This window comes from Pseudomonas sp. NFACC32-1 (assembly GCF_900101215.1).
In the GTDB taxonomy this organism is placed as follows: Bacteria; Pseudomonadota; Gammaproteobacteria; order Pseudomonadales; family Pseudomonadaceae; genus Aquipseudomonas.
On the sequence record NZ_FMUL01000020.1, the window covers coordinates 74298 to 95490 of the forward strand.

At 64.1% G+C, this 21193-nt stretch carries 18 protein-coding genes; 16 read left to right on the top strand and 2 right to left on the bottom strand.

What is annotated here, in order from left to right; all coding sequences use genetic code 11:
- Positions 1-10 precede the first annotated feature (10 nt).
- The 7 genes from BLP99_RS23765 to BLP99_RS23795 all read left to right on the top strand — a co-directional run bounded on the left by BLP99_RS23765 (position 11) and on the right by BLP99_RS23795 (position 6094).
- Positions 11-436, top strand: coding sequence for an ExbD/TolR family protein (locus tag BLP99_RS23765; RefSeq protein ID WP_072398773.1), 426 nt, complete (start codon positions 11-13; stop codon positions 434-436).
- 2 nt (positions 437-438) lie between these two features.
- Positions 439-1146: a TonB C-terminal domain-containing protein gene (locus tag BLP99_RS23770; protein WP_072398772.1), complete on the top strand. Its 708-nt coding sequence runs from the start codon at positions 439-441 to the stop codon at positions 1144-1146.
- A gap of 39 nt (positions 1147-1185) precedes the next feature.
- Entirely contained in the window at positions 1186-2877 is a 1692-nt protein-coding gene (locus BLP99_RS23775; protein WP_072398771.1) for a putative porin, read from the top strand.
- 15 nt (positions 2878-2892) lie between these two features.
- Positions 2893-3540, top strand: a complete 648-nt coding sequence (locus BLP99_RS23780; RefSeq protein ID WP_072398770.1) for a DNA repair protein — start codon at positions 2893-2895, stop codon at positions 3538-3540.
- Between the two features lie 19 nt (positions 3541-3559).
- Complete coding sequence (locus BLP99_RS23785; protein WP_072398769.1) at positions 3560-4030, top strand: YbjN domain-containing protein; 471 nt, start codon at positions 3560-3562, stop codon at positions 4028-4030.
- A complete protein-coding gene (locus tag BLP99_RS23790) occupies positions 4027-4971 on the top strand; it encodes a peptidylprolyl isomerase (protein ID WP_076406928.1) in 945 nt (314 codons plus the stop codon). The genes BLP99_RS23785 and BLP99_RS23790 overlap by 4 nt, the downstream gene beginning before the upstream one ends.
- 142 nt (positions 4972-5113) lie before the next feature.
- Positions 5114-6094 carry a LysR family transcriptional regulator gene (locus tag BLP99_RS23795; protein ID WP_092181913.1) on the top strand — a complete coding sequence of 327 codons (981 nt, stop codon included), beginning with the start codon at positions 5114-5116 and terminating at the stop codon, positions 6092-6094.
- 100 nt (positions 6095-6194) lie between these two features.
- Here the strand turns inward: BLP99_RS23795 and BLP99_RS23800 are convergent, their stop codons facing one another.
- A complete protein-coding gene (locus BLP99_RS23800; RefSeq protein ID WP_092181916.1) occupies positions 6195-6887 on the bottom strand; it encodes an aspartate/glutamate racemase family protein in 693 nt (230 codons plus the stop codon).
- Between the two features lie 278 nt (positions 6888-7165).
- Between BLP99_RS23800 and BLP99_RS23805 the strand changes: the two genes are divergently transcribed.
- From BLP99_RS23805 to nudC, 9 genes are all read left to right on the top strand, one after another.
- Positions 7166-7660: a hypothetical protein gene (locus tag BLP99_RS23805; protein ID WP_092181919.1), complete on the top strand. Its 495-nt coding sequence runs from the start codon at positions 7166-7168 to the stop codon at positions 7658-7660.
- 98 nt (positions 7661-7758) lie between these two features.
- Positions 7759-8430 carry a DUF3313 domain-containing protein gene (locus BLP99_RS23810; RefSeq protein ID WP_072398764.1) on the top strand — a complete coding sequence of 224 codons (672 nt, stop codon included), beginning with the start codon at positions 7759-7761 and terminating at the stop codon, positions 8428-8430.
- 150 nt (positions 8431-8580) lie between these two features.
- Entirely contained in the window at positions 8581-9081 is a 501-nt protein-coding gene (gene tpx, locus BLP99_RS23815) for a thiol peroxidase (RefSeq protein ID WP_072398763.1), read from the top strand.
- 178 nt (positions 9082-9259) lie between these two features.
- The gene (locus tag BLP99_RS23820) at positions 9260-10576 is read left to right on the top strand and encodes an MdtA/MuxA family multidrug efflux RND transporter periplasmic adaptor subunit (RefSeq protein ID WP_072398762.1); all 1317 of its coding nucleotides are present in this window, start codon (positions 9260-9262) and stop codon (positions 10574-10576) included.
- Positions 10573-13668, top strand: coding sequence for an MdtB/MuxB family multidrug efflux RND transporter permease subunit (locus BLP99_RS23825; protein WP_072398761.1), 3096 nt, complete (start codon positions 10573-10575; stop codon positions 13666-13668). Before BLP99_RS23820 ends, BLP99_RS23825 begins: the two co-directional genes overlap by 4 nt.
- A gap of 199 nt (positions 13669-13867) precedes the next feature.
- Positions 13868-16972, top strand: a complete 3105-nt coding sequence (locus BLP99_RS23830) for an efflux RND transporter permease subunit (RefSeq protein ID WP_092181922.1) — start codon at positions 13868-13870, stop codon at positions 16970-16972.
- On the top strand, positions 16969-18444 hold the full coding sequence (locus BLP99_RS23835) for an efflux transporter outer membrane subunit (RefSeq protein ID WP_072398759.1): 1476 nt from the start codon (positions 16969-16971) through the stop codon (positions 18442-18444). The genes BLP99_RS23830 and BLP99_RS23835 overlap by 4 nt, the downstream gene beginning before the upstream one ends.
- Before the next feature lie 284 nt (positions 18445-18728).
- Positions 18729-19541: a crotonase/enoyl-CoA hydratase family protein gene (locus BLP99_RS23840; RefSeq protein WP_072398758.1), complete on the top strand. Its 813-nt coding sequence runs from the start codon at positions 18729-18731 to the stop codon at positions 19539-19541.
- Between the two features lie 5 nt (positions 19542-19546).
- Positions 19547-20377, top strand: coding sequence for an NAD(+) diphosphatase (nudC, locus tag BLP99_RS23845; protein ID WP_072398757.1), 831 nt, complete (start codon positions 19547-19549; stop codon positions 20375-20377).
- Here nudC and BLP99_RS23850 read toward each other — a convergent pair.
- Positions 20345-21124, bottom strand: coding sequence for a TSUP family transporter (locus BLP99_RS23850; protein WP_072398756.1), 780 nt, complete (start codon positions 21122-21124; stop codon positions 20345-20347). The genes nudC and BLP99_RS23850 overlap by 33 nt on opposite strands.
- Positions 21125-21193: the final 69 nt, after the last annotated feature.

Below are 21193 nucleotides of genomic sequence, written 5' to 3' on the forward strand. Positions count from 1 at the left end.
GGGAATCGCGATGGCTAGCGTAAATGCTTCGCACGATGACGACGATGACGCCGCGGTGGACAGCATCAACATCACGCCCCTGGTGGACGTGCTCATGGTGGTGCTGGTGATGTTCATCCTCACGGCCACGGCCCAGGTGTCGGGCATCCAGATCAACCTGCCCAAGGCCAGTGCCTCGGTGTCTCTGTCGGAAGCCAAGACCAAGGCGATCTCGGTGAACGATGGCGGCCAGGTGTTCCTCGATGCCTACCCGGTGACCCTGGCGGAACTGGAGGAACGCCTGCGCATCGAGAAGGCCCAGAGCCCCGATTTTCCGATCATCGTGCGTGGTGACGCCACAGTGCAGTACCAGAAGGTCATCGAGGTGCTGGATCTGTTGCGGCGCCTGGAACTGTCCCAGGTCGGTCTGGTGACCGGCAAACCGAGCCAGGGCTGACCATGACCGCCAGACTCCCCATCGATCCGCCCCCGGTGAAGACCTCGCCCTGGCGCCTGCTCAAGTGGGCGGCGGGCCTGGCGCTGGGCGCCCTGGCGGCCTGGCTGCTGTGGCAGTGGGCCAACGACATGAGCGGCGTGCGGCGCGAGGCGCCGAAGGTCCCGACCATCATTGCGCTGCCGCCCCCACCTCCACCCCCACCGCCGGAGAAGCCCAAGGAACCGGAGCCACAGGTGGAGGAAAAGGTGGTGGAGCCCGAGCCCACCCCGGAGCCGGAGGAGGTCAAGCCTGAAGAGCAGGCCCCGCCTTCGCCGGTGGACGACCTGGCGAACCCGATGCAGATGGACGGCGAGGCCCAGTCCGGCAACGACGCTTTCAATATCGGCGCCGGCAAGGGAGGTGGCATGGCCGGTGCTGGAGGCGGGCGCCTGGGCAACGGTACCTACAGCCAGTTCCTGGCCTTCACCTTCCAGCGCCTGCTGCGGGAGAACCCGCAGCTGCGCAGCCTGGCGTTTTCCCTACAGGCTGACGTCTGGCTGAGTGCCGTCGGCGAGATCACACGGGTCGAGCTGGTCAAGTCCAGCGGCAATCGGCAAGTGGATGAACAAGTGATTTCGGCCCTGCGCGCCTCACCTCATCTGAGCGAGCGGCCACCGGCTTCCCTGACATTGCCCGTGCGCCTGTCCTTGCAAGGGCGGCGTCCGGGTTAACCGAATGCTTGAAAGTTTGCCAACAGGAGTTGTGTGCAGATGATTTCCAATGTGAATCGATTGTCGTGGAGGGTCGGCCTGGTAGTCCTGGGTCTGGCCGGGCAGGCGGTCGCCGCTGCGGCGCCCTCGGAAAACGCCACGATCAATCTGATCCGCCTGCTGGTGCAGCAGGGGGTACTCAAGCAGGACCAGGCCGATGGGCTGATCGCCCAGGCCGAGCGCGAAGCCGTGCAGGCCCGCCAGGCCGCCACGGCGGTGGCTGCGGCACCGGTGGGGGCGCCCGGGGACGTACGGGTGCAATACGTGCCGAACATCGTTCGCGAGCAGATCCGCGATCAGGTGAAGGCTGAAGTCATGGCCACCGCCAAGCAGGAGAACTGGGCCCAGCCCAACACGTTCCCGGACTGGGTGTCACGCATCAGCTTCGATGGCGACATTCGCCTGCGTGACGAGTCGCGCTACTACTCGGGCAACAACAGCAACGAGATCGTCGACTTCGCCCGGCTCAATGACAAGGGACCGTACGACGTCAACCCCAACAGCAGCTCCAGCCTGCCGCCCTTGCTCAACACCCGCGAGGATCGGGAAAACCTGTTCCGCCTGCGGGCGCGCCTGGGGATGAAGGCGGTGATTGCGCCGCAATGGACCGCCGGCATCCGCATCGGTACCGGTTCGGACAATAACCCGGTGTCCACCACCCAGACCCTGGGTGGTGGCTTCGGCAAGAAAGACATCTGGCTCGACCAGGGCTACCTGACCTGGAAGGCATCGGATGAACTGACCCTGACCGGGGGGCGGATTGCGAATCCGTTCTTCTCCACCGACATGCTGTATTCCGGCGATCTGAATTTCGATGGGGTGGCGGCGATCTTCAATCGCAAGCTCAATCGGGACTGGGGCCTGTTCGGCACCGTCGGCGCGTTCCCGGTGGAATACACCAATGACACCAGCACCAGCAATGGCACGGACAAGGAGGAGAGCGACAACAAGTGGCTCTACGGTGCGCAACTGGGGGCGAACTGGGCGATCAACGACAGCAACCGGGTCAAGGGTGCGCTGGCCTATTACCGCTTCGACGACATCGAGGGCAAGCGCTCCTCGCCGTGCCAGCCGTGGGCCGGTGACCCCGGGTGCGACAGCGACGGTTCTCGCGTGGCTTTCATGCAGAAGGGCAACACGGTGTTCCTGCTGCGCGACATCACGCCCAACCCGCTCAACCCGTCCACCACGCCCCAGCCGCAATACGTCGGCCTGGCGTCGGAGTTCAACCTGCTGGACCTGAACCTGGTCTGGGATGCCGACCTGCCCGAGGACTTGAAACTGCGCAGCCAGGCCAACTACGTGCACAACCTGGGCTACGACGAAGGCGAGATGCGCAAGCGTTCCGAAGGCCAGTTCGCCAACAACCTGGACGAGAGTGGCGAACTGGAAAGCGGCGCCAACGCCTGGATGCTCCAGTTCACCCTGGGCAGCGCCCTGGAGCTCAAGCGCGAGGGCGACTGGAACCTGTTCGCCGGTTACAAGTACATCCAGCCGGATGCCTTGCCGGACGGTTTCAACGACTCGTCGTTCCATTTGGGCGGCACCAACGCCAAAGGCTACTTCCTCGGTGGCAACTACGGCCTGGCCAGCAACGTCTTCGCCACCGGCCGTTGGTTGAGTGCCGAGGCGGTGTATGGCGCGCCCTACGATATCGACGTTCTGCAGCTTGAAATCAACACGCGCTTCTAAGCGCAGGGAGGCTTCATGAAAAGGCGAGCCATGGGTTCATGCCCAGCCGCGTTGCTGGTGCTGGGCCTGCTATTGAACAGCGGTGCCCACGGCGAGGGCCTGGAGGAACGCCTGCGGGCGCAATTGCGCAGCACCACGGCCCAGTTGCAAGCCCTGCAAAGCGAGCAGGCCCAGGCCAGTGCGGCCCGACAGGCGGCCGAAGGCCAGGCCAGGGAGGCCCAGGCGCAGGTCAAGCAATTGACCGCGCAACTGAACAAGGCCCAGGCCTTGAACGAACAACTGGCCGGGCGCCAGGAAAGCCTGCAGAGCCAGGCCCAGGCCCAGGTGGCCGCCAGCAATGAGCAGATCGGCAAATTCAAGAAAGCCTACGACGAGCTGCTGACCCTGGCCCGTGGCAAGGAGGCCGAGCGCGCCCGCCTGGAGGCCCGTCTGGCCGAACGTGACACACAAGTGCAGCAATGTTCGGTCAAGAATCAGCAGATGTACGAAGTCGCCCAGTCGTTGCTGCACGCCTATGAAACCATCGACGTCACCGATGTCATGAAGATTCGCCAGCCGTTCGCGGCCAAGGCCCGGGTACGCTTCGAAGAGCTGGCCCAAGGGTTTGGCGACGATCTCTACAAGAACCGTTTCGACGCCCCCCAGGCCTCGATTACTCATTGAAAGCAAGGATGGACCGAGCATGACTTCATTGATTGAACACGTTTCCCCGACATCGCTGACCGAGCTGTTGCAAAGCGCCGGTTACCGGGTCAACGAAACGGAGCAGAACGGCATCGTGCAGCTGCTCAGCGCCAGCCAGGGTATCGGCTTCGCGGTACGCTTCGGCAATCCGACGCCCACTGCGGGGCAGTACCTGGACTTCACGTTCAGCTGCGCCTTGCGGGTCCAGGGCGAGCTGCCGGCCGGGCTGGCCGAGCTGTGGAATGCCTCGCGGCGCTTTGCCCGGCTGTCGGTGCAGGGCGAGTTCCTGGTGATGGAGATGGACGTGGTGGTCGCCGCCGGCGTCAGCGGCGATCACCTGCGCAGCCACCTGGAACTGTGGGACCGTCTGTTGCAGGAGTTCATCGTCTACCTGCGCGAGTACAGCCAGAACGCGGCGCGCCTGCAGGCTTCGGCCGAGGCATCGGTGGAGGAGGCCAGCGCATCGTGAGAAAAACGATCTTCGCGGTTCTTTTTGCAGCGGTGGCCCTGGTTGCGGTGGCCGTGGTGCAAGGCCTTCGACCGGGCAACGATCCGGTGGCGGCGGTGCAGGACGCCAGCGTCATGCCCGCCGACGGGCCGAGCCTGGCGCGCTTGGGCAATCAGCAGGTCAGCCCCGACGAGCTCAAGGCGCTGCTGGCCGCCCTGACACCGCAGGTCCGCGAGCAGATGCGCGGTAACCGGGCCGCGCTGGAGAGTTGGATTCGGGCGCGGCTGGCGGAAAAGGCCGTGCTGGAGCAGGCCGATGCCCAGGGTTGGCGACATCGTCCGGACGTGGAGCGCCAGACCCGGGCGGCCACCGAGCAGATCGTGTTTCGCGATTACCTGCAATCGGTCAGCCAGGTGCCGGCCGGCTATCCCAGTGAAGAAGAGTTGAAACAGGCCTACGATGCGGGCAAAGCCAACTGGACGATGCCGGCGCTGTATCGGGTGAGCCAGATCTTCCTGGCGGCGACCGAGCCGCAGACCTTCGAAGCGGTGCGTCGGCAAGCCATCGAACTGAGCAGAAAGGCCCAGGCGTCGCCGGCGGAGTTTGCCGCGCTGGCGAACCGCTTTTCCCAGGATCGTGCCACTGCCGAGCGAGGCGGGGACAGCGGTATGCAGCCCTTGCAGCAACTGCTGCCGCAAGTGCGCGAGGCGGTGGCGCGGTTGAAGGTGGGGGCGGTTTCGGATCCGGTGCAGAGCGCGGCGGGGTATCACGTCATCAAACTGACCGAACAGCAGCCGGCCAGGGAAGCCACCCTGGACGAAGTTCGCGGGCAACTGACCCAGGCGCTGCGCGCGCAACGCCAGGAACAGATCGCCAAGGCCTACCTGGATGGCATGCTCGATACCGCGACCCTGAGCATCGACGGCGCGCAATTGAGCAAGGTGCTGGAGGAGGTGCGTTAACCTCGGCCCACCATGGGTCTGAGCATCTTTGTGATGTGAACACTTTTGTGGCGAGGGATCGATCCGCTCGCCACAGGGCGCTGCGCTGTATCGGGAACGCCAGCGCAGTTCAACGTATTCGTAGACCGACAGGGAGTCACCCATGACCTTCATCGAGCCCGCAGGACCGCAGGCCATCACCGCTTATCGCGCACCGCTGCGCGCGCCCGAACCCTGGCTGGCCCTGGCCGGCGACATCGACCCCCAGGTGGCCCAGTGCTTCCTGGTGAGCGCCCGTTGTGGCTGTTTCATGCAGGCGGCTCGCAGCCTCAATGTCAAGGCGACCTGGCTGCGCAAGCAACTGATGCAGCTCGAGGCACGCCTGCAGCGCTCCCTGTTCAACTTCCAGGGCAGCGCCCTGACCCTCAGCCGGGAGGGGCGCCAGTTGCAGTCCCGGCTGAAGGCCCTGGCCGATGAAAGCTCGCCACCCTTGCTGGACCAGCCATTGGTGCGCCTGGCGGTGGCCGAGTCGATCCTGCATGACATCCTGGGGCGTGACCTGATTGCGTTGTTGCGCCGCAATGCCAGTGCGCGGTTGCAAATCATCACCCTGGACAGTGAACTGGCGCTGCAAGCCGTCAGTGCCGACCTGGTGTTGTGGCTGAGCGACCCACTCGGTTCAGTGTCCGGGCCGAGCTTTCCCACGCTGCCGCCCGAGCATCTGGCGCGGCTGGACTACCTGCCTCACATCGCCAAGCGATATTCGCGGCCGGCAACCCGGCCGGGCTGCCTGGGCGACCTGAACGACTACATGCTGGTGCAGTGGCAGGCGGACCGGCAGCCGGACAGCTTCGCCCCGTGGAACACTCTCCTGGAACAGCGTCGGGCCGGCGTGGTGCAGGTGCAGTCCTATGAGCTGATGCTGGAAATGATTCGCTGCAGTGCCTGCATCGGCCTGTTGCCGCAGTATATGAGCCACTTCGACCGTGGCCTGGTGGCCTTGCCGGGGTTGTTCGACGTGCCGATGCAGCGCCACCTGTGGATGGCCGTCGGCACCCAGGCCCGGCAGACCCCGGAAGTGCGCATGCTGGTGGAGATGATTCAACACGCGCTGTACGAGCGCAGGGATTGGTTCCAGGCGTGATCGCCACTCCTGGCGGTGATGGTGTTGCTGACGATGCCAGCGGTGCCGCCTCTTCGCGGGCCCGCCCGCGCCCAGGAGATGATGGGCAATCCGCTGGCGATCAGTCCTCCAATGCGAACGCCACCGCCGCACGGGCGTGCAGGTGGGTGGTGTCGAGCAGCGGCAGGGGGCTGTGTTCGGGTTTGATCAGCAGGCCGATTTCCGTGCAGCCCAGGATGATCGCCTGGGCGCCGCACTCGGCCAGGGACTCGATGACCCGCTGGTAGACCTGGCGCGATGCCGGATCGATCACGCCGACGCACAGTTCGTCATAGATGATGCGATGCACTGCCTGGCGTTCCTCGGGGGCGGGTATCACTACGTTCAAGCCTTGGGCGCTCAGGCGCTCCTTGAGGAACTCCTGTTCCATGGTGAATGCCGTGCCCAGCAGGCCGACCGTGACGGCCCCCGCTTCGAGGGCGGCCTGGCCGGTGGGGTCGGCAATGTGCAGGAACGGAATCGAAACCGCCGACTGGATCTGCGCCGCCACCTTGTGCATGGTGTTGGTACACAGCACCACGCATTCGGCGCCCCCGGCCTCGAGGCGTCGCGCCGCATCCACGAGAATCGCGGCGGCATCCTCCCAGCGCCCCGCATGCTGGGCCTGTTCCACCGGGCCGAAGTCGACGCTGTGCATCAACAGTTGGGCCGAGCGCAGCGGCCCGAGCCGGTCTCGTACCTGCTGGTTGATGAGGCGATAGTATTCGGCGCTGGACTCCCAGCTCATGCCGCCAATCAGGCCGATGGTGCGCATTCGTCAATCCTCAGGCTGTGGCCTGTACCGACAGGGCAGGCCTGCCTGGAGTCTCTATTCGTTGATGGACGGATGCCAGCGCAACATCAACTGTTGCGCTCATCTTTGTGCCAGGTGTCATGGTTCCGGGATCGGCCGTGGGCCCGGCGCCGTGCCTCGGGCCATTTCCAGCAGGCGAGACGTAGCTCTCCTGCCATGCCGGTGGGTTTTGCATACGCCAGCCTCCCGAACCTGTCATCATCCCGGTTCGCAGCAAGCCCTTGATCGAGGAACAGCGCATGGACGGTGTACAGCAACTGGGCGAGACGCTTCGTCGCTACGCAGACAGTGAGGCGCACAAGAAACAGCAGCACCAGGCTCAGGCGGCGGTGTGGGCCGAGCAGATCGAAGCGTTGTATGGGCAAATCGAGCAATGGCTGGCACCGGTGATGGCGCCCGGTCTCCTGGCGCTGAGCCGGGAAGCCCACGTGGCCCACGGGCCGGGCGTCCCGGTGGAAACATCCACCTTCAGGACCGAAAAGCTCACGGTGTCCATCACGGGCAAGGCGGTGGAGTTCGTCCCGGATGCAATGGGTAGCGGTGGACAAATCTCGCTGGCGGTCATGGGACTGACGGCGGCGCGGTACGGAAGCATTTCGCTGGTGCATTCGCTGGCCTCCGGGGAATGGCAGTGGCGCAAGACCAATGGGTTGAAAGACCCGGATACCTTCGTGTTCGAAGCTGATTTTCTTGCGCAGCAATTACAGAGCCTGATTCCTCGAGATCGCGCCTGACTTGCCACAGGGCTTCTGGATATTTGCGGCAAAAATGTGCCCATTGGCTATACCTGTAGTTCCCGGCCCCGTCTCGTGTGGCTGACAGGAGTGACAGCATGAAGCTCGCATCAGTGATTGGCACCATCTGCATCGCCTCGCTCGCCCTGGCTGGGTGTTCGAGCAAGATCACTCAGCCGGACGAGTATTCCGGGTTCCTGGGCGACTACAGCCGGCTCAAGGAAGACAAGTCACCGTCCGGTGCCGAGGTGATGCGCTGGGTCGATCCGAAGGTCGACCTGGACAAGTACACCAGCATCTACATCGAGCCGACCCAGCTGTACCCCAAGCCGCAACCGACGGTGAAGATTCCCCAGGCCACCTTGTCCGGCATCACCGGTTATTACGATCAGGCCCTCCAGCGTGAAGCGGGAAAAACGTTGCCGCTGGCCAAGGCGCCGGGGCCGGGTGTGCTGGTGATGCGCGCGGCGATCACCGCCGTCAGCAGCAAGACCGAAGGGCTGAAACCGTATGAGGTGGTGCCGATTGCGCTGGTGGCGGCGGCTGTCAGCACCGCCAGTGGCATCCGCGACCAGGAAACCACCCTGGGCACCGAAGCGGTCTTCCTCGATGGCGCCAGCAATGCCGTGGTGGCCCAGGTGGTGCGCAAGGGGACAGGCAAGCCGTTGTCCAACGAGTCCCAGGTGATGAAACCCGATGATGTCAAAGGTGTCATGGATGGCTGGGCTTCGGACCTGCATCAGTCGTTCCTCAAGCTCAAGGCCCGGTAGCGTCCTTTCGTGGGGGCGGGCAGGCTCGCCCCCACAGGATTGCGCGGTCATGAACACCATGACTTTTCATGTCCAGCCATAGGTCGGGCGAGCATTTCGTGGTTAACTCCTGCCTCACCATTTTTCAAACCTGTCAGAAGGAATTCGCCCATGGCTCAAGTCACCCTCAAAGGCAACCCGGTCCAGGTCAACGGCCAATTGCCACAAGCCGGTAGCAAGGCGCCAGCCTTTTCCCTGGTGGCCGGCAATCTGTCCGACGTGTCCCTGAAGGACTTCGCGGGCAAGCGCAAAGTACTGAACATTTTCCCAAGCGTCGACACCCCGACCTGCGCCACCTCCGTGCGCAAGTTCAATGCCCAGGCCAACGCACTGGATAACACCGTCGTGCTTTGTATTTCCGCCGACCTGCCGTTCGCACAGGCGCGCTTCTGCGGTGCCGAAGGCCTGGAGAATGTGCAGAACCTGTCCACCCTGCGCGGCGCCGAGTTCATCCAGAACTACGGCGTGGCCATTGCCGATGGTCCGCTGAAAGGCCTGACCGCTCGCGCCGTGGTGGTGCTGGACGAAGAGGACAACGTGCTGCACAGCGAACTGGTCAAGGAAATCGCTGAAGAGCCAAACTACGACGCTGCGCTGGCTGTCCTGAAATAAGGGATTTATTACATTTGTTGACGGCCTGGCCAAGTCCAGGCCGTTTTCATTTGTACTTCAAGCGCTTAGCCTGTCATCACGCTACGTAAGCCCAAGGTAAATTGCCGGTAAAGGCGCTTTGCTAAATTCCCGCCAGTGCTTATCGTTCAGCCTCTCGTAAAAGATGCCCACGCGCCCAATGGTTGATCACTCCATGCAATCCTCCGTTTCTCGTAACTCCCGCCGCTGGCTGTTGAGCCTGTTCATCGTCTTGGTCGTCGCGGTGGTGGCCTGGAAATTCTGGCCCGCCGGCACGGATCCCAAGCAAGGGGCAGGGCAGAAAGCCGCACAGGGGCACACAGGGCGTTCGGGCAGCATGCGACCTGGCTTCGGTGGGGCCACGGGGCCGGTGCCGGTCCGGGTGGCGCCGGCAGTCACCGGGGACTTTGCGCTGTACTACAAGGCGCTGGGCACTGTCACGGCCCTCAATACCATCAACGTGCGCAGCCGGGTGAGCGGTGAGCTGGTCAAGATCGCCTTCGAAGAAGGGCAGATGGTCAAGGCCGGGGACCTGCTGGCCGAAATCGATCCGCGTCCCTACCAGAACGCCTTGCTCCAGGCTGAAGGCACGCTGTTGCAGAACCAGGCACAACTGAAGAACGCCCAGGTCGATCTTGAGCGCTATCGCGGGCTGTATGCCGAGGACAGCATCGCCAAGCAGACCCTGGATACCGCCGCCGCGCTGGTGGGCCAGTACCAGGGCACCGTCAAGACCAACCAGGCGGCGGTCAATGATGCCAAGCTCAACCTCGAATTCACCAGGATCCGTGCACCGATTTCCGGACGGGTCGGCCTGCGGCAGCTGGATATCGGCAACCTGGTGGCGGCCAACGACACCACGGCCCTGGCGGTCATTACCCAGACCCAACCCATCAGCGTTGTCTTCACCCTGCCGGAAAGCAATCTGGACACCGTGCTCGCCCGTTACCGCAGCGGCGCGAAACTGCCTGTCGAGGCCTGGGACCGCGGCGATGTGAAACTCCAGGCCAGCGGTGTGCTGCAAAGCCTGGACAACCAGATCGACACCACCACCGGAACCCTGAAATTCAAGGCCCGCTACGATAACCGCGACCAGTCGCTGTTCCCCAACCAGTTCGTCAACGTCCGCCTGCTGGCCGACACCCTCAAGGGCGTCGTCCTGGCACCCACCGCCGCGATCCAGTTCGGCACCAATGGCACCTTCGTCTATGCCCTGGATGGCGACAGGAAGGTCACCATCAAAACGTTGAAGATCGGCCCCAGCGACGGCAGCAACACCGTGGTCACCGAAGGCCTGGCGGCCGGCGAGCGTGTCGTGCTCGAAGGCACCGACCGCTTGAAGGAGGGCAGCGAAGTGGAGGTGGTCAATGACAGCCAGGACGTGCCCACCACGCCGACCGAGCACCTGCAGGGCAAGACCGCGGCGGGTCCGAGTGAACCGGCCGTGGTCGACAAGGCGAAAAAGGGCGGCGCATGAATCTCTCGCGGCTGTTCATCCTTCGCCCGGTGGCGACCACCCTGAGCATGCTGGCCATTGTCCTGGCCGGCCTGATCGCCTATCGGCTGCTGCCGGTGTCGGCATTGCCCCAGGTCGACTATCCCACCATCCGGGTGATGACCTTGTACCCGGGCGCGAGCCCCGATGTGATGACCAGTGCGGTGACCGCTCCCCTGGAGCGGCAGTTCGGCCAGATGCCGGGCCTGACCCAGATGGCCTCCACCAGCTCCGGTGGGGCTTCGGTGATTACCCTGCGGTTCAATCTCGAGACCAACATGGATGTCGCCGAACAGCAGGTGCAGGCGGCGATCAACGCGGCGACCAACCTGCTGCCCGACGATCTGCCGGCGCCCCCGGTGTACAACAAGGTCAACCCCGCCGATACCCCGGTGCTGACCCTGGCGATCACCTCCAGGACCATGCTGCTGCCCAAGCTCAATGACCTGGTGGATACGCGCATGGCGCAGAAGATCGCCCAGATCAGCGGGGTCGGTATGGTGACCATCGCCGGCGGCCAGCGCCAGGCCGTGCGGATCAAGGTCAACCCCCAGGCCCTGGCGGCCAACGGCCTGAACCTGGCGGATGTGCGCACACTGATCGGGGCCTCCAACGTCAACCAGCCCAAGGGCAACTTCGACGGCCCGACCCGGGTCTCGATGCTTGACGCCAACGACCAGCTGACCTCGCCCAAGGACTATGCCGAACTGATCCTGGCCTATGCCAATGGTGCGCCATTGCGGCTCAAGGACGTGGCACAGATCGTCGACGGCGCCGAGAACGAACGCCTTGCCGCCTGGGCCAACGAGAACCAGGCCGTGCTGCTGAACATCCAGCGCCAGCCGGGGGCCAACGTGATCGAGGTGGTGGACCGGATCAAGGCCCTGTTGCCAAGTATCACCGACAACCTGCCGGCCGGCCTGGACGTCACGGTGCTGACCGATCGTACCCAGACCATCCGTGCCTCGGTCAAGGATGTGCAACATGAACTGCTGATCGCCATCGCCCTGGTGGTCATGGTGACGTTCCTGTTCCTGCGTCGTTTCAGCGCCACTATCATTCCCTCGGTGGCCGTGCCGCTGTCGCTGATCGGGACCTTCGGGGTGATGTACCTGGCCGGCTTTTCCATCAACAACCTGACCCTGATGGCCCTGACCATCGCCACCGGTTTCGTGGTGGACGACGCCATCGTCATGCTGGAGAACGTCGCCCGTTACATCGAGGAGGGCGACAGCCCATTGCAGGCGGCGCTCAAGGGGGCGAGGCAGATTGGCTTCACCCTGGTGTCCCTGACGCTGTCGCTGATCGCCGTGCTGATCCCCCTGCTGTTCATGGCGGACGTGGTCGGACGGTTGTTTCGCGAATTCGCCATCACCCTGGCGGTGGCGATCCTGATTTCCCTGGTGGTGTCCCTGACGCTGACGCCGATGATGTGCGCGCGCTTGCTCAAGCGTGAGCCGAAGGAAGAGGAACAGGGCCGGTTCTACCGCGCCAGTGGCGCCTGGATCGACTGGCTGATCGCCGCCTATGGCCGCAAGCTGCAATGGGTGCTCAAGCACCAGCCGCTGACCCTGCTGGTGGCGGTGGGCAGCCTCGTGCTCACGGTGGTGTTGTACCTGGCGGTGCCCAAGGGCTTTTTCCCGGTGCAGGACACGGGTGTGATCCAGGGCATTTCCGAAGCGCCCCAGTCGATTTCCTTCGCCGCCATGAGCGAGCGCCAGCAGCAACTGGCCAAGGTGATCCTGGCCGACCCGGCGGTGCAGAGCCTGTCTTCCTATATCGGCGTGGACGGTGACAACGCCACGCTCAACAGCGGGCGTCTGCTGATCAACCTCAAGCCCCACAAGGAGCGTGATGACAGCGCTACGCAGGTCATTGCCCGCTTGCAGCCGCAACTGGACCGCCTGGTGGGGATCCGCCTGTTCATGCAGCCGGTACAGGACCTGACCATCGAGGACCGGGTCAGTCGGACCCAGTACCAGTTCAGCCTGTCGTCGCCGGATGCCGAGTTGCTCACCCTCTGGAGCGCCCGCCTCACCGAGGCGCTGGCCCGCCAGCCGGAACTGACCGACGTCGCCAGCGACCTGCAGGACAAGGGCCTGCAGGTCTATCTGGTGATCGACCGTGACGCCGCCTCGCGCCTGGGCGTGTCGGTGGCGAACATCACCGATGCGCTGTACGACGCTTTCGGCCAGCGGCAGATTTCCACCATCTACACCCAGGCCAGCCAGTATCGCGTGGTGCTGCAGGCCCAGGCCGGGGAGCGGATCGGGCCCAAGGCCCTGGACCAGATCTACGTCAAGACCACCGAAGGCGGGCAGGTGCGGTTGTCGAGCCTGGCCCGGGTCGAAGAGCGTCAGGCGCAGCTGGCGATTGCCCATATCGGCCAGTTCCCGGCGGTGATGATGTCGTTCAACCTGGCTCCGGACGTGGCCCTGGGCCATGCGGTGGAGGTGATCGAAAAGGTCCAGCGGGAGATCGGCATGCCGGTGGGCGTGCAGACCCAGTTCCAGGGTGCCGCCCAGGCATTCCAGGCATCGCTGTCGAGCACCTTGCTGCTGATCCTGGCGGCGGTGGTGACCATGTACATCGTGCTGGGCGTGCTGTACGAGAGCTACATCCACCCGATCACGATCCTCTCCACCTTGCCCTCGGCGGCCATTGGCGCCTTGCTGGCGTTGATCCTAAGCGGCAACGACCTGGGCATGATCGCGATCATCGGCATCATCCTGCTGATCGGTATCGTCAAGAAGAACGCGATCATGATGATCGACTTCGCCCTCGACGCGGAGCGCAACCAGGGCATGGACCCGCAGACGGCCATCTACCAGGCCGCGTTGCTGCGCTTCCGGCCGATCCTGATGACCACCCTGGCGGCCCTGTTCGGCGCAGTGCCGCTGATGCTCGCCACCGGCTCCGGCGCGGAATTGCGCCAGCCCCTGGGCCTGGTGATGGTCGGTGGGCTGCTGGTGAGCCAGGTCTTGACGTTGTTCACCACGCCAGTGATCTACCTGTATTTCGATCGCCTGGGCCGCCGGTTTGCCAGGCCGGAAGGGAAAGAGGTGCGGGTATGACGCTCGGGAGCTTGCGGTTGGAGCCTGCGCCGGAGAACCTGGGGCAAGCGCGTTTTCTGCGGCAAGGCGATTCATCCCCGCTGGACTGCGTAGCGGCCCCTTTTGTGAGCGCTTGGCACTCAAGCGGGGATGAGTCCCCTCGCCATGAAAGCCCGGTCATTTCCTGCATTCCTTCATCTGCAGCCCGGAGCGGCGGTCGATGAACCTCTCCGGCCCCTTCATCCGCCGCCCCGTCGCGACCATGCTCCTGAGCCTGGCGATCACCCTGCTCGGTGGCGTGTGCTTTGGCCTGTTGCCGGTTTCGCCCTTGCCGCAGATGGACTTTCCGGTGATCGTGGTCCAGGCCAACTTGCCGGGGGCCAGCCCGGAGGTCATGGCGTCGACGGTGGCAACGCCTCTCGAACGGTCCTTCGGCGCCATCGCCGGGGTCAATACCATGAGCAGCCGCTCGAGCCAGGGCTCCACCCGCGTGATCCTGCAGTTCGACCTGGACCGCGATATCAACGGCGCGGCCCGGGAGGTGCAAGCGGCGATCAATGCTTCGCGCAACCTGTTGCCCAGCGGCATGCGCAGCATGCCCACCTACAAGAAGGTCAACCCGTCCCAGGCGCCGATCATGGTGCTGTCGCTGACCTCCGATGTCCTGGAGAAAGGCCAGCTCTACGACCTGGCTTCCACCATCCTGTCCCAGAGCCTGTCCCAGGTGTCGGGGGTCGGCGAGGTGCAGATCGGCGGCAGTTCCCTGCCGGCGGTGCGGATCGAACTGGAGCCGCAGTTGCTCAACCAGTACGGCGTTGCGTTGGACGACGTGCGCAGCGCCATCGCCGACAGCAACGTGCGCCGGCCCAAGGGTTCGGTTGAGGATGACCAGCGCATGTGGCAGGTCCAGGCCAATGACCAGCTGGAAAAGGCCAAGGACTACGAAACCCTGATCATCCGCTACCAGGACGGCTCGGTGCTTCGGCTCAAGGATGTGGCGAAAGTCACCGACGGTGTCGAGGACCGCTACAACAGCGGTTTCTTCAATGACGATGCCGCCGTGCTGCTGGTGATCAATCGCCAGGCGGGGGCCAACATCATCGAGACGGTCAACGAGATCAAGGCGCAGCTGCCGGCCTTGCAGGCCGTGCTGCCGGCCAGCGTCAAGCTGGACCTGGCCATGGATCGCTCGCCGGTGATCAAGGCTACCCTGCATGAAGCGGAAATGACCCTGCTGATCGCCGTGGCCCTGGTGGTGCTGGTGGTGTTCCTGTTCCTCGGCAACCTGCGCGCTTCGCTGATCCCGACCCTGGCGGTGCCGGTGTCACTGGTGGGGACGTTCGCGGTGATGTACCTCTACGGCTTTTCGCTGAACAACCTGTCGCTGATGGCGCTGATCCTCGCCACCGGACTGGTGGTGGACGACGCCATCGTCGTGCTGGAGAACATTTCCCGGCACATCGACGAAGGCGTGCCGCCGATGAAGGCGGCCTACCTGGGCGCCCGGGAAGTGGGCTTCACCCTGTTGTCGATGAACGCCTCCCTGGTGGCGGTGTTCCTGTCGATCCTGTTCATGGGCGGCATCGTCGAGAGCCTGTTCCGGGAGTTTTCCATCACTCTGGCGGCGTCCATCCTGGTCTCGTTGCTGGTGTCCCTGACCCTCACGCCGATGCTCTGTTCCCGTTGGCTCAAGCCCCACGTACCAGGGCAGGAAAATCGCCTGCAACGCGCGAGCCGGCGTCTCAACGAGCGGATGGTTCGCGGCTACGCCTCCAGCCTCGACTGGGTGCTGCGCCACCGCCGCCTGACGCTGCTGAGCCTGTTGGTGACCATTGGTGTGAACATCGCCCTGTACGTGGTGGTGCCCAAGACCTTCATGCCGCAGCAGGACACCGGCCAGTTGATCGGTTTCGTGCGCGGCGACGACGGGCTGTCGTTCAGCGTGATGCAGCCGAAGATGGAAATCTTCCGCCGCGCCGTGCTCAAGGACGACGCGGTGCAGAGCGTGGCCGGTTTCATCGGTGGCAACAACGGCACCAATAACGCCTTCATGCTGGTGCGCCTCAAGCCGATCAAGGAGCGCGAGATCTCCGCGCAGAAAGTCATCGAGCGCCTGCGCAAGGAAATGCCCAAGGTCCCCGGTGCCCAGCTGATGCTGATGGCCGACCAGGACCTGCAGTTCGGAGGCGGCCGCGAGCAGACCACGTCGCAATACTCCTATATCCTGCAAAGCGCCGACCTGGCCTCCCTGCGGGAGTGGTATCCCAAGGTCGTGGCGGCATTCCGGGCCTTGCCCGAGCTGACCGCCATCGACGCCCGGGACGGCGGCGGTGCCCAGCAGGTGACGCTGGTGGTGGACCGTGACCAGGCCAAGCGCCTGGGTATCGACATGGCCATGGTCACCACGGTGTTGAACAATGCCTACAGCCAGCGGCAGATTTCCACCATCTACGACAGCCTGAACCAGTACCAGGTGGTGATGGAGGTCAATCCCAAGTACGCCCAGGATCCGAACACCCTCGAACAGGTCCAGGTGATCACCGCCGACGGCGCGCGGGTCCCCCTGTCGACCATTGCCCATTATGAAAACAGCCTGGAGGACGACCGGGTCAGCCACGAAGGCCAGTTCGCGTCCGAGGGCATTTCCTTCGACATGGCCGAAGGCGTGACGGTGGAGCAGGGCACGGCGGCCATCGAACGGGCCATCGCCAGGCTCGGCATGCCGGAGGATGTGATCGCCAAGATGGCCGGTACCGCCGATGCCTTCGCGGCCACCCAGAAGGGCCAGCCTCTCATGATCCTCGGGGCGCTGCTGGCGGTGTACCTGGTGCTGGGAGTGTTGTACGAAAGCTATATCCATCCGTTGACGATCCTGTCCACCCTGCCTTCGGCCGGGGTCGGCGCATTGCTGTCGATCTACGTGCTGGGCCAGGAATTCAGCCTGATATCGCTGCTGGGGCTGTTCCTGCTGATCGGCGTGGTGAAGAAGAACGCGATCCTGATGATCGACCTGGCGTTGCAGCTCGAACGGGGCGGTCAGACACCCGAGGAGTCGATCCGCAGTGCCTGCCTGCTGCGTTTGCGGCCGATCCTGATGACCACGCTTGCGGCGATCCTAGGCGCCTTGCCGTTGCTGCTGGGCGGCGCGGAAGGCTCGGAAATGCGCCAGCCCCTGGGCCTGACGATCATCGGCGGGCTGGTCTTCAGCCAGGTCCTGACCCTCTACACCACACCGGTGGTTTACCTTTATCTCGACAAGTTGCGCCATCGTTTCAATCGCTGGCGCGGCGTGCGTACCGATGCTGCTCTGGAAACTGCGCTATGACCGATCGCTCGTTTTTCAATCTTGTCGCGCCCTTGGCGACCGCCCGGGGTTCGCGGGTCCTGAGCCTGGCGCTGTGCGTGGCGATGCTCAGCGCCTGCGCCATCGGCCCGGACTACCAGCGCCCATCGACGGCGCAGCCGGCGCAGTACAAGCAAGCCCAGGGCTGGCGCCAGGCCAACCCCAGCGATGCGTTGGCCCGTGGCGCCTGGTGGCAGCTGTACGGTGACACGCAACTCAATGGCCTGGTGGAAAAGCTCAACACCTCCAACCAGACCGTCGCCCAGGCCGAAGCCCAGTACCGCCAGGCCCAGGCCCTGGCGCGCAGTGCCCGTGGCGCCTTCTTCCCGACAGTGGACCTGACCGTTGGCAAGAACCGCTCCAGCCAGGGGACCGGCAGCAGCAATTCGAGCCTGAGCAGTTCGGCCAGCGGTATCCGCGATACCTACAGCGCCCAGGCCGGCGTCAGCTGGGAGGCAGATGTCTGGGGCAAGCTGCGACGCACCCTGGAGGCCAACGAAGCCAGTGCCCAGGCCAGTTATGCCGACCTGGCCGCCATGCGCCTGAGCCAGCAGTCGGAGCTGGTGCAGAACTACCTGCAACTGCGGGTGATCGATGAGCAGAAACGCCTGTTGCAGGCCACGCTGGAAAACTACCAGCGTTCGCTGAAAATGACCGAGAACCAGTACCGTGCCGGCGTGTCAGGCAGGGACGCGGTGGCCCAGGCCCAGAACCAGCTCAAGACCACCCAGGCAGACCTGATCGACCTGATCTGGCAGCGCGCCCAGTTCGAAAATGCCATTGCCGTGCTGATCGGCCTGCCGCCCGCCGAGTTCAACCTGGCCGAAACCCGGGACATCCCCACATTGCCGCAGATCCCCGTGGCGCTGCCGTCGCAACTGCTCGAGCGACGGCCGGACATCGCTTCGGCGGAGCGCTCGGTGATGGCCGCCAACGCCGACATCGGCGTAGCCAAGGCGGCCTACTACCCGGACCTGACCCTGAGCCTGAGCGGCGGCTATAGCAGCAGTACCTACGACAACTGGATCAGCGTACCGAATCGCTTCTGGTCGGTGGGGCCGCAACTGGCGATGACGCTGTTCGATGGCGGCCAGCGCTCGGCGGAAGTCGACCGCACCGTCGCCGCCTATGACCAGACCGTCGCCACCTACCGCCAGACCGTGCTGGACGGGTTTCGTGAGGTGGAAAACTACATGATCCAGCTCAAGGTGCTTGAAGACGAGGCCCGTGTGCGCCAGGAAGCCCTGGACGCCGCGCGCGAATCCTTGCGCCTGACCCAGAACCAGTACAAGGCCGGGTTGATCGCCTATCTCGACGTGGTCACGGTCCAGGCCACCGCCCTGAGCAATGAACGCAGCGTGTTGAGCCTGCAACAGAGCCGGCTGATCGCCAGCGTGCAACTGATCGCGGCGCTGGGCGGTGGCTGGGACGGGCAGCCAGGGCCGGATGAATAAGCCAGAACGAAGCCGGTCCCTGTGACGAGGGGATCTATCCCCGTTGGGCTGCGTAGCAGCCCTGACTATCGACACTGCGGTACGCCAGGCAGGATGCAAAAGGGAGGCTTCGCGCCCCAGCGGGGATCAATCCCCTCGCCACAGGGGGTGTTTCGACTGGGGACAGGGTAGCGCCTGTCCCGGGTGCCAGCCAGGTCCGGCTTTTGGCCGATGCACTGTCTACGACCTGTCGTGAGGGCTTGTTATAGTTCAGGCCTCTTCCCAGCCGGTAAAGGATCACTGCCATGTCGCAATACCAAGCGTTCAACGTCGAACTTGCAGACAACATCGCCCATGTGCAGATCAATCGCCCGGACAAGATCAATGCGATGAACGCGGCGTTCTGGAGCGAGATTATCGAGATCTTCCAGTGGATCGACGACACCGACGAGGTGCGAGTGGTGGTATTGAGCGGGGCCGGCAAGCATTTTTCCTCGGGCATCGACCTGATGATGCTGGCCGGCGTGGCCAATGAACTGGGCAAGGACGTGGGCCGCAACGCGCGCCTGCTGCGGCGCAAGATCCTGCAACTGCAAGCCTCGTTCAATGCGGTGGACAACTGCCGCAAGCCGGTGCTCGCCGCTGTCCAGGGTTACTGCCTGGGTGGGGCCATCGACCTGATCTCCGCCTGCGACATGCGCTATGCCGCCGAGGATGCCCAGTTCTCCATCAAGGAGATCGATATCGGCATGGCAGCCGATGTTGGCACATTGCAACGCTTGCCCCGGATCATCGGGGACGGCATGCTGCGTGAACTCGCTTATACGGGGCGTACGTTCGGTGCCGATGAAGCGCGCAGTATCGGCCTGGTCAATCGTGTCTATACCGATACCGCCAGCCTGCTCGACGGGGTCATGGGCATTGCCCGGGACATCGCCGCCAAGTCGCCGATTGCCGTGACCGGCACCAAGGAAATGATTGGCTACATGCGCGACCACCGCATCGACGACGGGTTGGAGTACGTCGCCACCTGGAACGCCGCCATGTTGCAATCGACCGACCTGCGCGTGGCCATGGCCGCCCATATGAGCAAACAGAAACCCGAATTTCTGGATTGATCATCATGATTCCACGCTGGACCACCGCAGTACTCGATACCGATCTGGCGGGCGGCTGGGCCGTGGCCCGCAGCCCGGAAGGCTTCCTGTTCGACGATAACGGCCCGCTGTTTCCCCGCCAGTGGCTCAAGCGCCAGGACCTGTCGATCCTTGCCGAGCACGGCATCGGCCACCTGGACGGCGAGCCGGTCTATCTGCTGGAGCTCCACAGTTCCCTGGACGTCCCTGGCTGCAACTGGAAAGGCCTGCGGGCCTTCATGCTCGAGGACGATCACACGCTGTACAAGGTGCTCGGGTATGCGGCGCAGATCGGCACCTGGGCCAGGGAGCATCGTTTCTGTGGCAGTTGCGGCAAGCGCATGGGGCAGATTGCGCTGGAGCGGGCGATGTATTGCGATGTATGCGACCTGCGCCACTATCCGCGGCTTTCACCCAGCATGATCGTGCTGATTACCCGTGGCGACGAGGTCTTGCTGGCCCGTTCGCCACGTTTCGTCACCGGTATCTACAGCACCCTGGCGGGGTTTGCCGAGCCGGGCGAATCGGCCGAGGATTGCCTGGTCCGCGAAGTGCGCGAGGAAGTCGGCATCGAAGTGAAGAACATCCAGTATGTGGGCAGCCAGTGCTGGCCGTTCCCTCATTCGATGATGCTGGGTTTCCATGCCGAATATGCCAGCGGCGACATCGTGCGCCAGGAAGAAGAAATCGAGGACGCCCAGTGGTTCAGCGTCCACGACCTGCCGCCGTTGCCGGCTTCGCGTTCGATCGCCCGCTACCTGATCGACCTCTATGTGGCGCGCCGTCTAGGCCACGCTGAACCAGTGCTGCCAGGCTAGGCGCACGGTAAGGCCCAGGACCACGGTGATGAACACCGGCCGGATGAACTTCGCGCCGCCGCTGATGGCGGTGCGGGCACCGAAGAATGCGCCGATCATCACCGACAGGCCCATGCTCAGGCCGATGACCCAGTCCACTTGCCCGGAGAAGATGAACACCGCCAGCGCCGCGATGTTGCTGACGAAGTTCATGCTGCGTGCCACGCCGCTGGCCTTGACCAGGTCGATGGGGTAGAGCAGCAGGCTGCTGACGGTCCAGAACGCCCCCGTGCCAGGGCCCGCCACGCCGTCGTAGAAGCCCAGGGTGAAACCCTGGGGCGATTGCCAGGTCTTCCTGATCGGCGCGTCGCTGTCCAGCGGCGCCTTGGGCGTGCCCCCGAACAACAGATACAGGCCACAGGCGAACACGATCACCGGCAGCATCTTGTTCAGCCACTCGGCGGGCAGGTAGTGGGCGACGATGGCGCCGGTCAGGGCGCCGACCAACGTACCGACCAGGGCATGGGTCCATTGCCTGGGGTGGAACAGCTTGCGCTTGTAGAAGGTGAAGCTGGCCGTGGCGGAGCCGAACGTCGAACTGAGTTTGTTGGTCCCCAGCACCAGGTGAGGGGGCAGGCCGGCGGTCAGCAGGGCGGGGGTGGTCAACAGGCCACCGCCACCGGCGATGGCATCAATGAAGCCTGCGATGAACGCGACAAGGGCAAGGATAGCGAGGGTGGTGAGGTCAACGCTGAGTTCAAAAGGCATGGAGTGGGCTTATTCGGCAGGTCGCAGAGGCGGCGGGAAAGGCCGGTATGTTACCTGCAATGGCCTTGG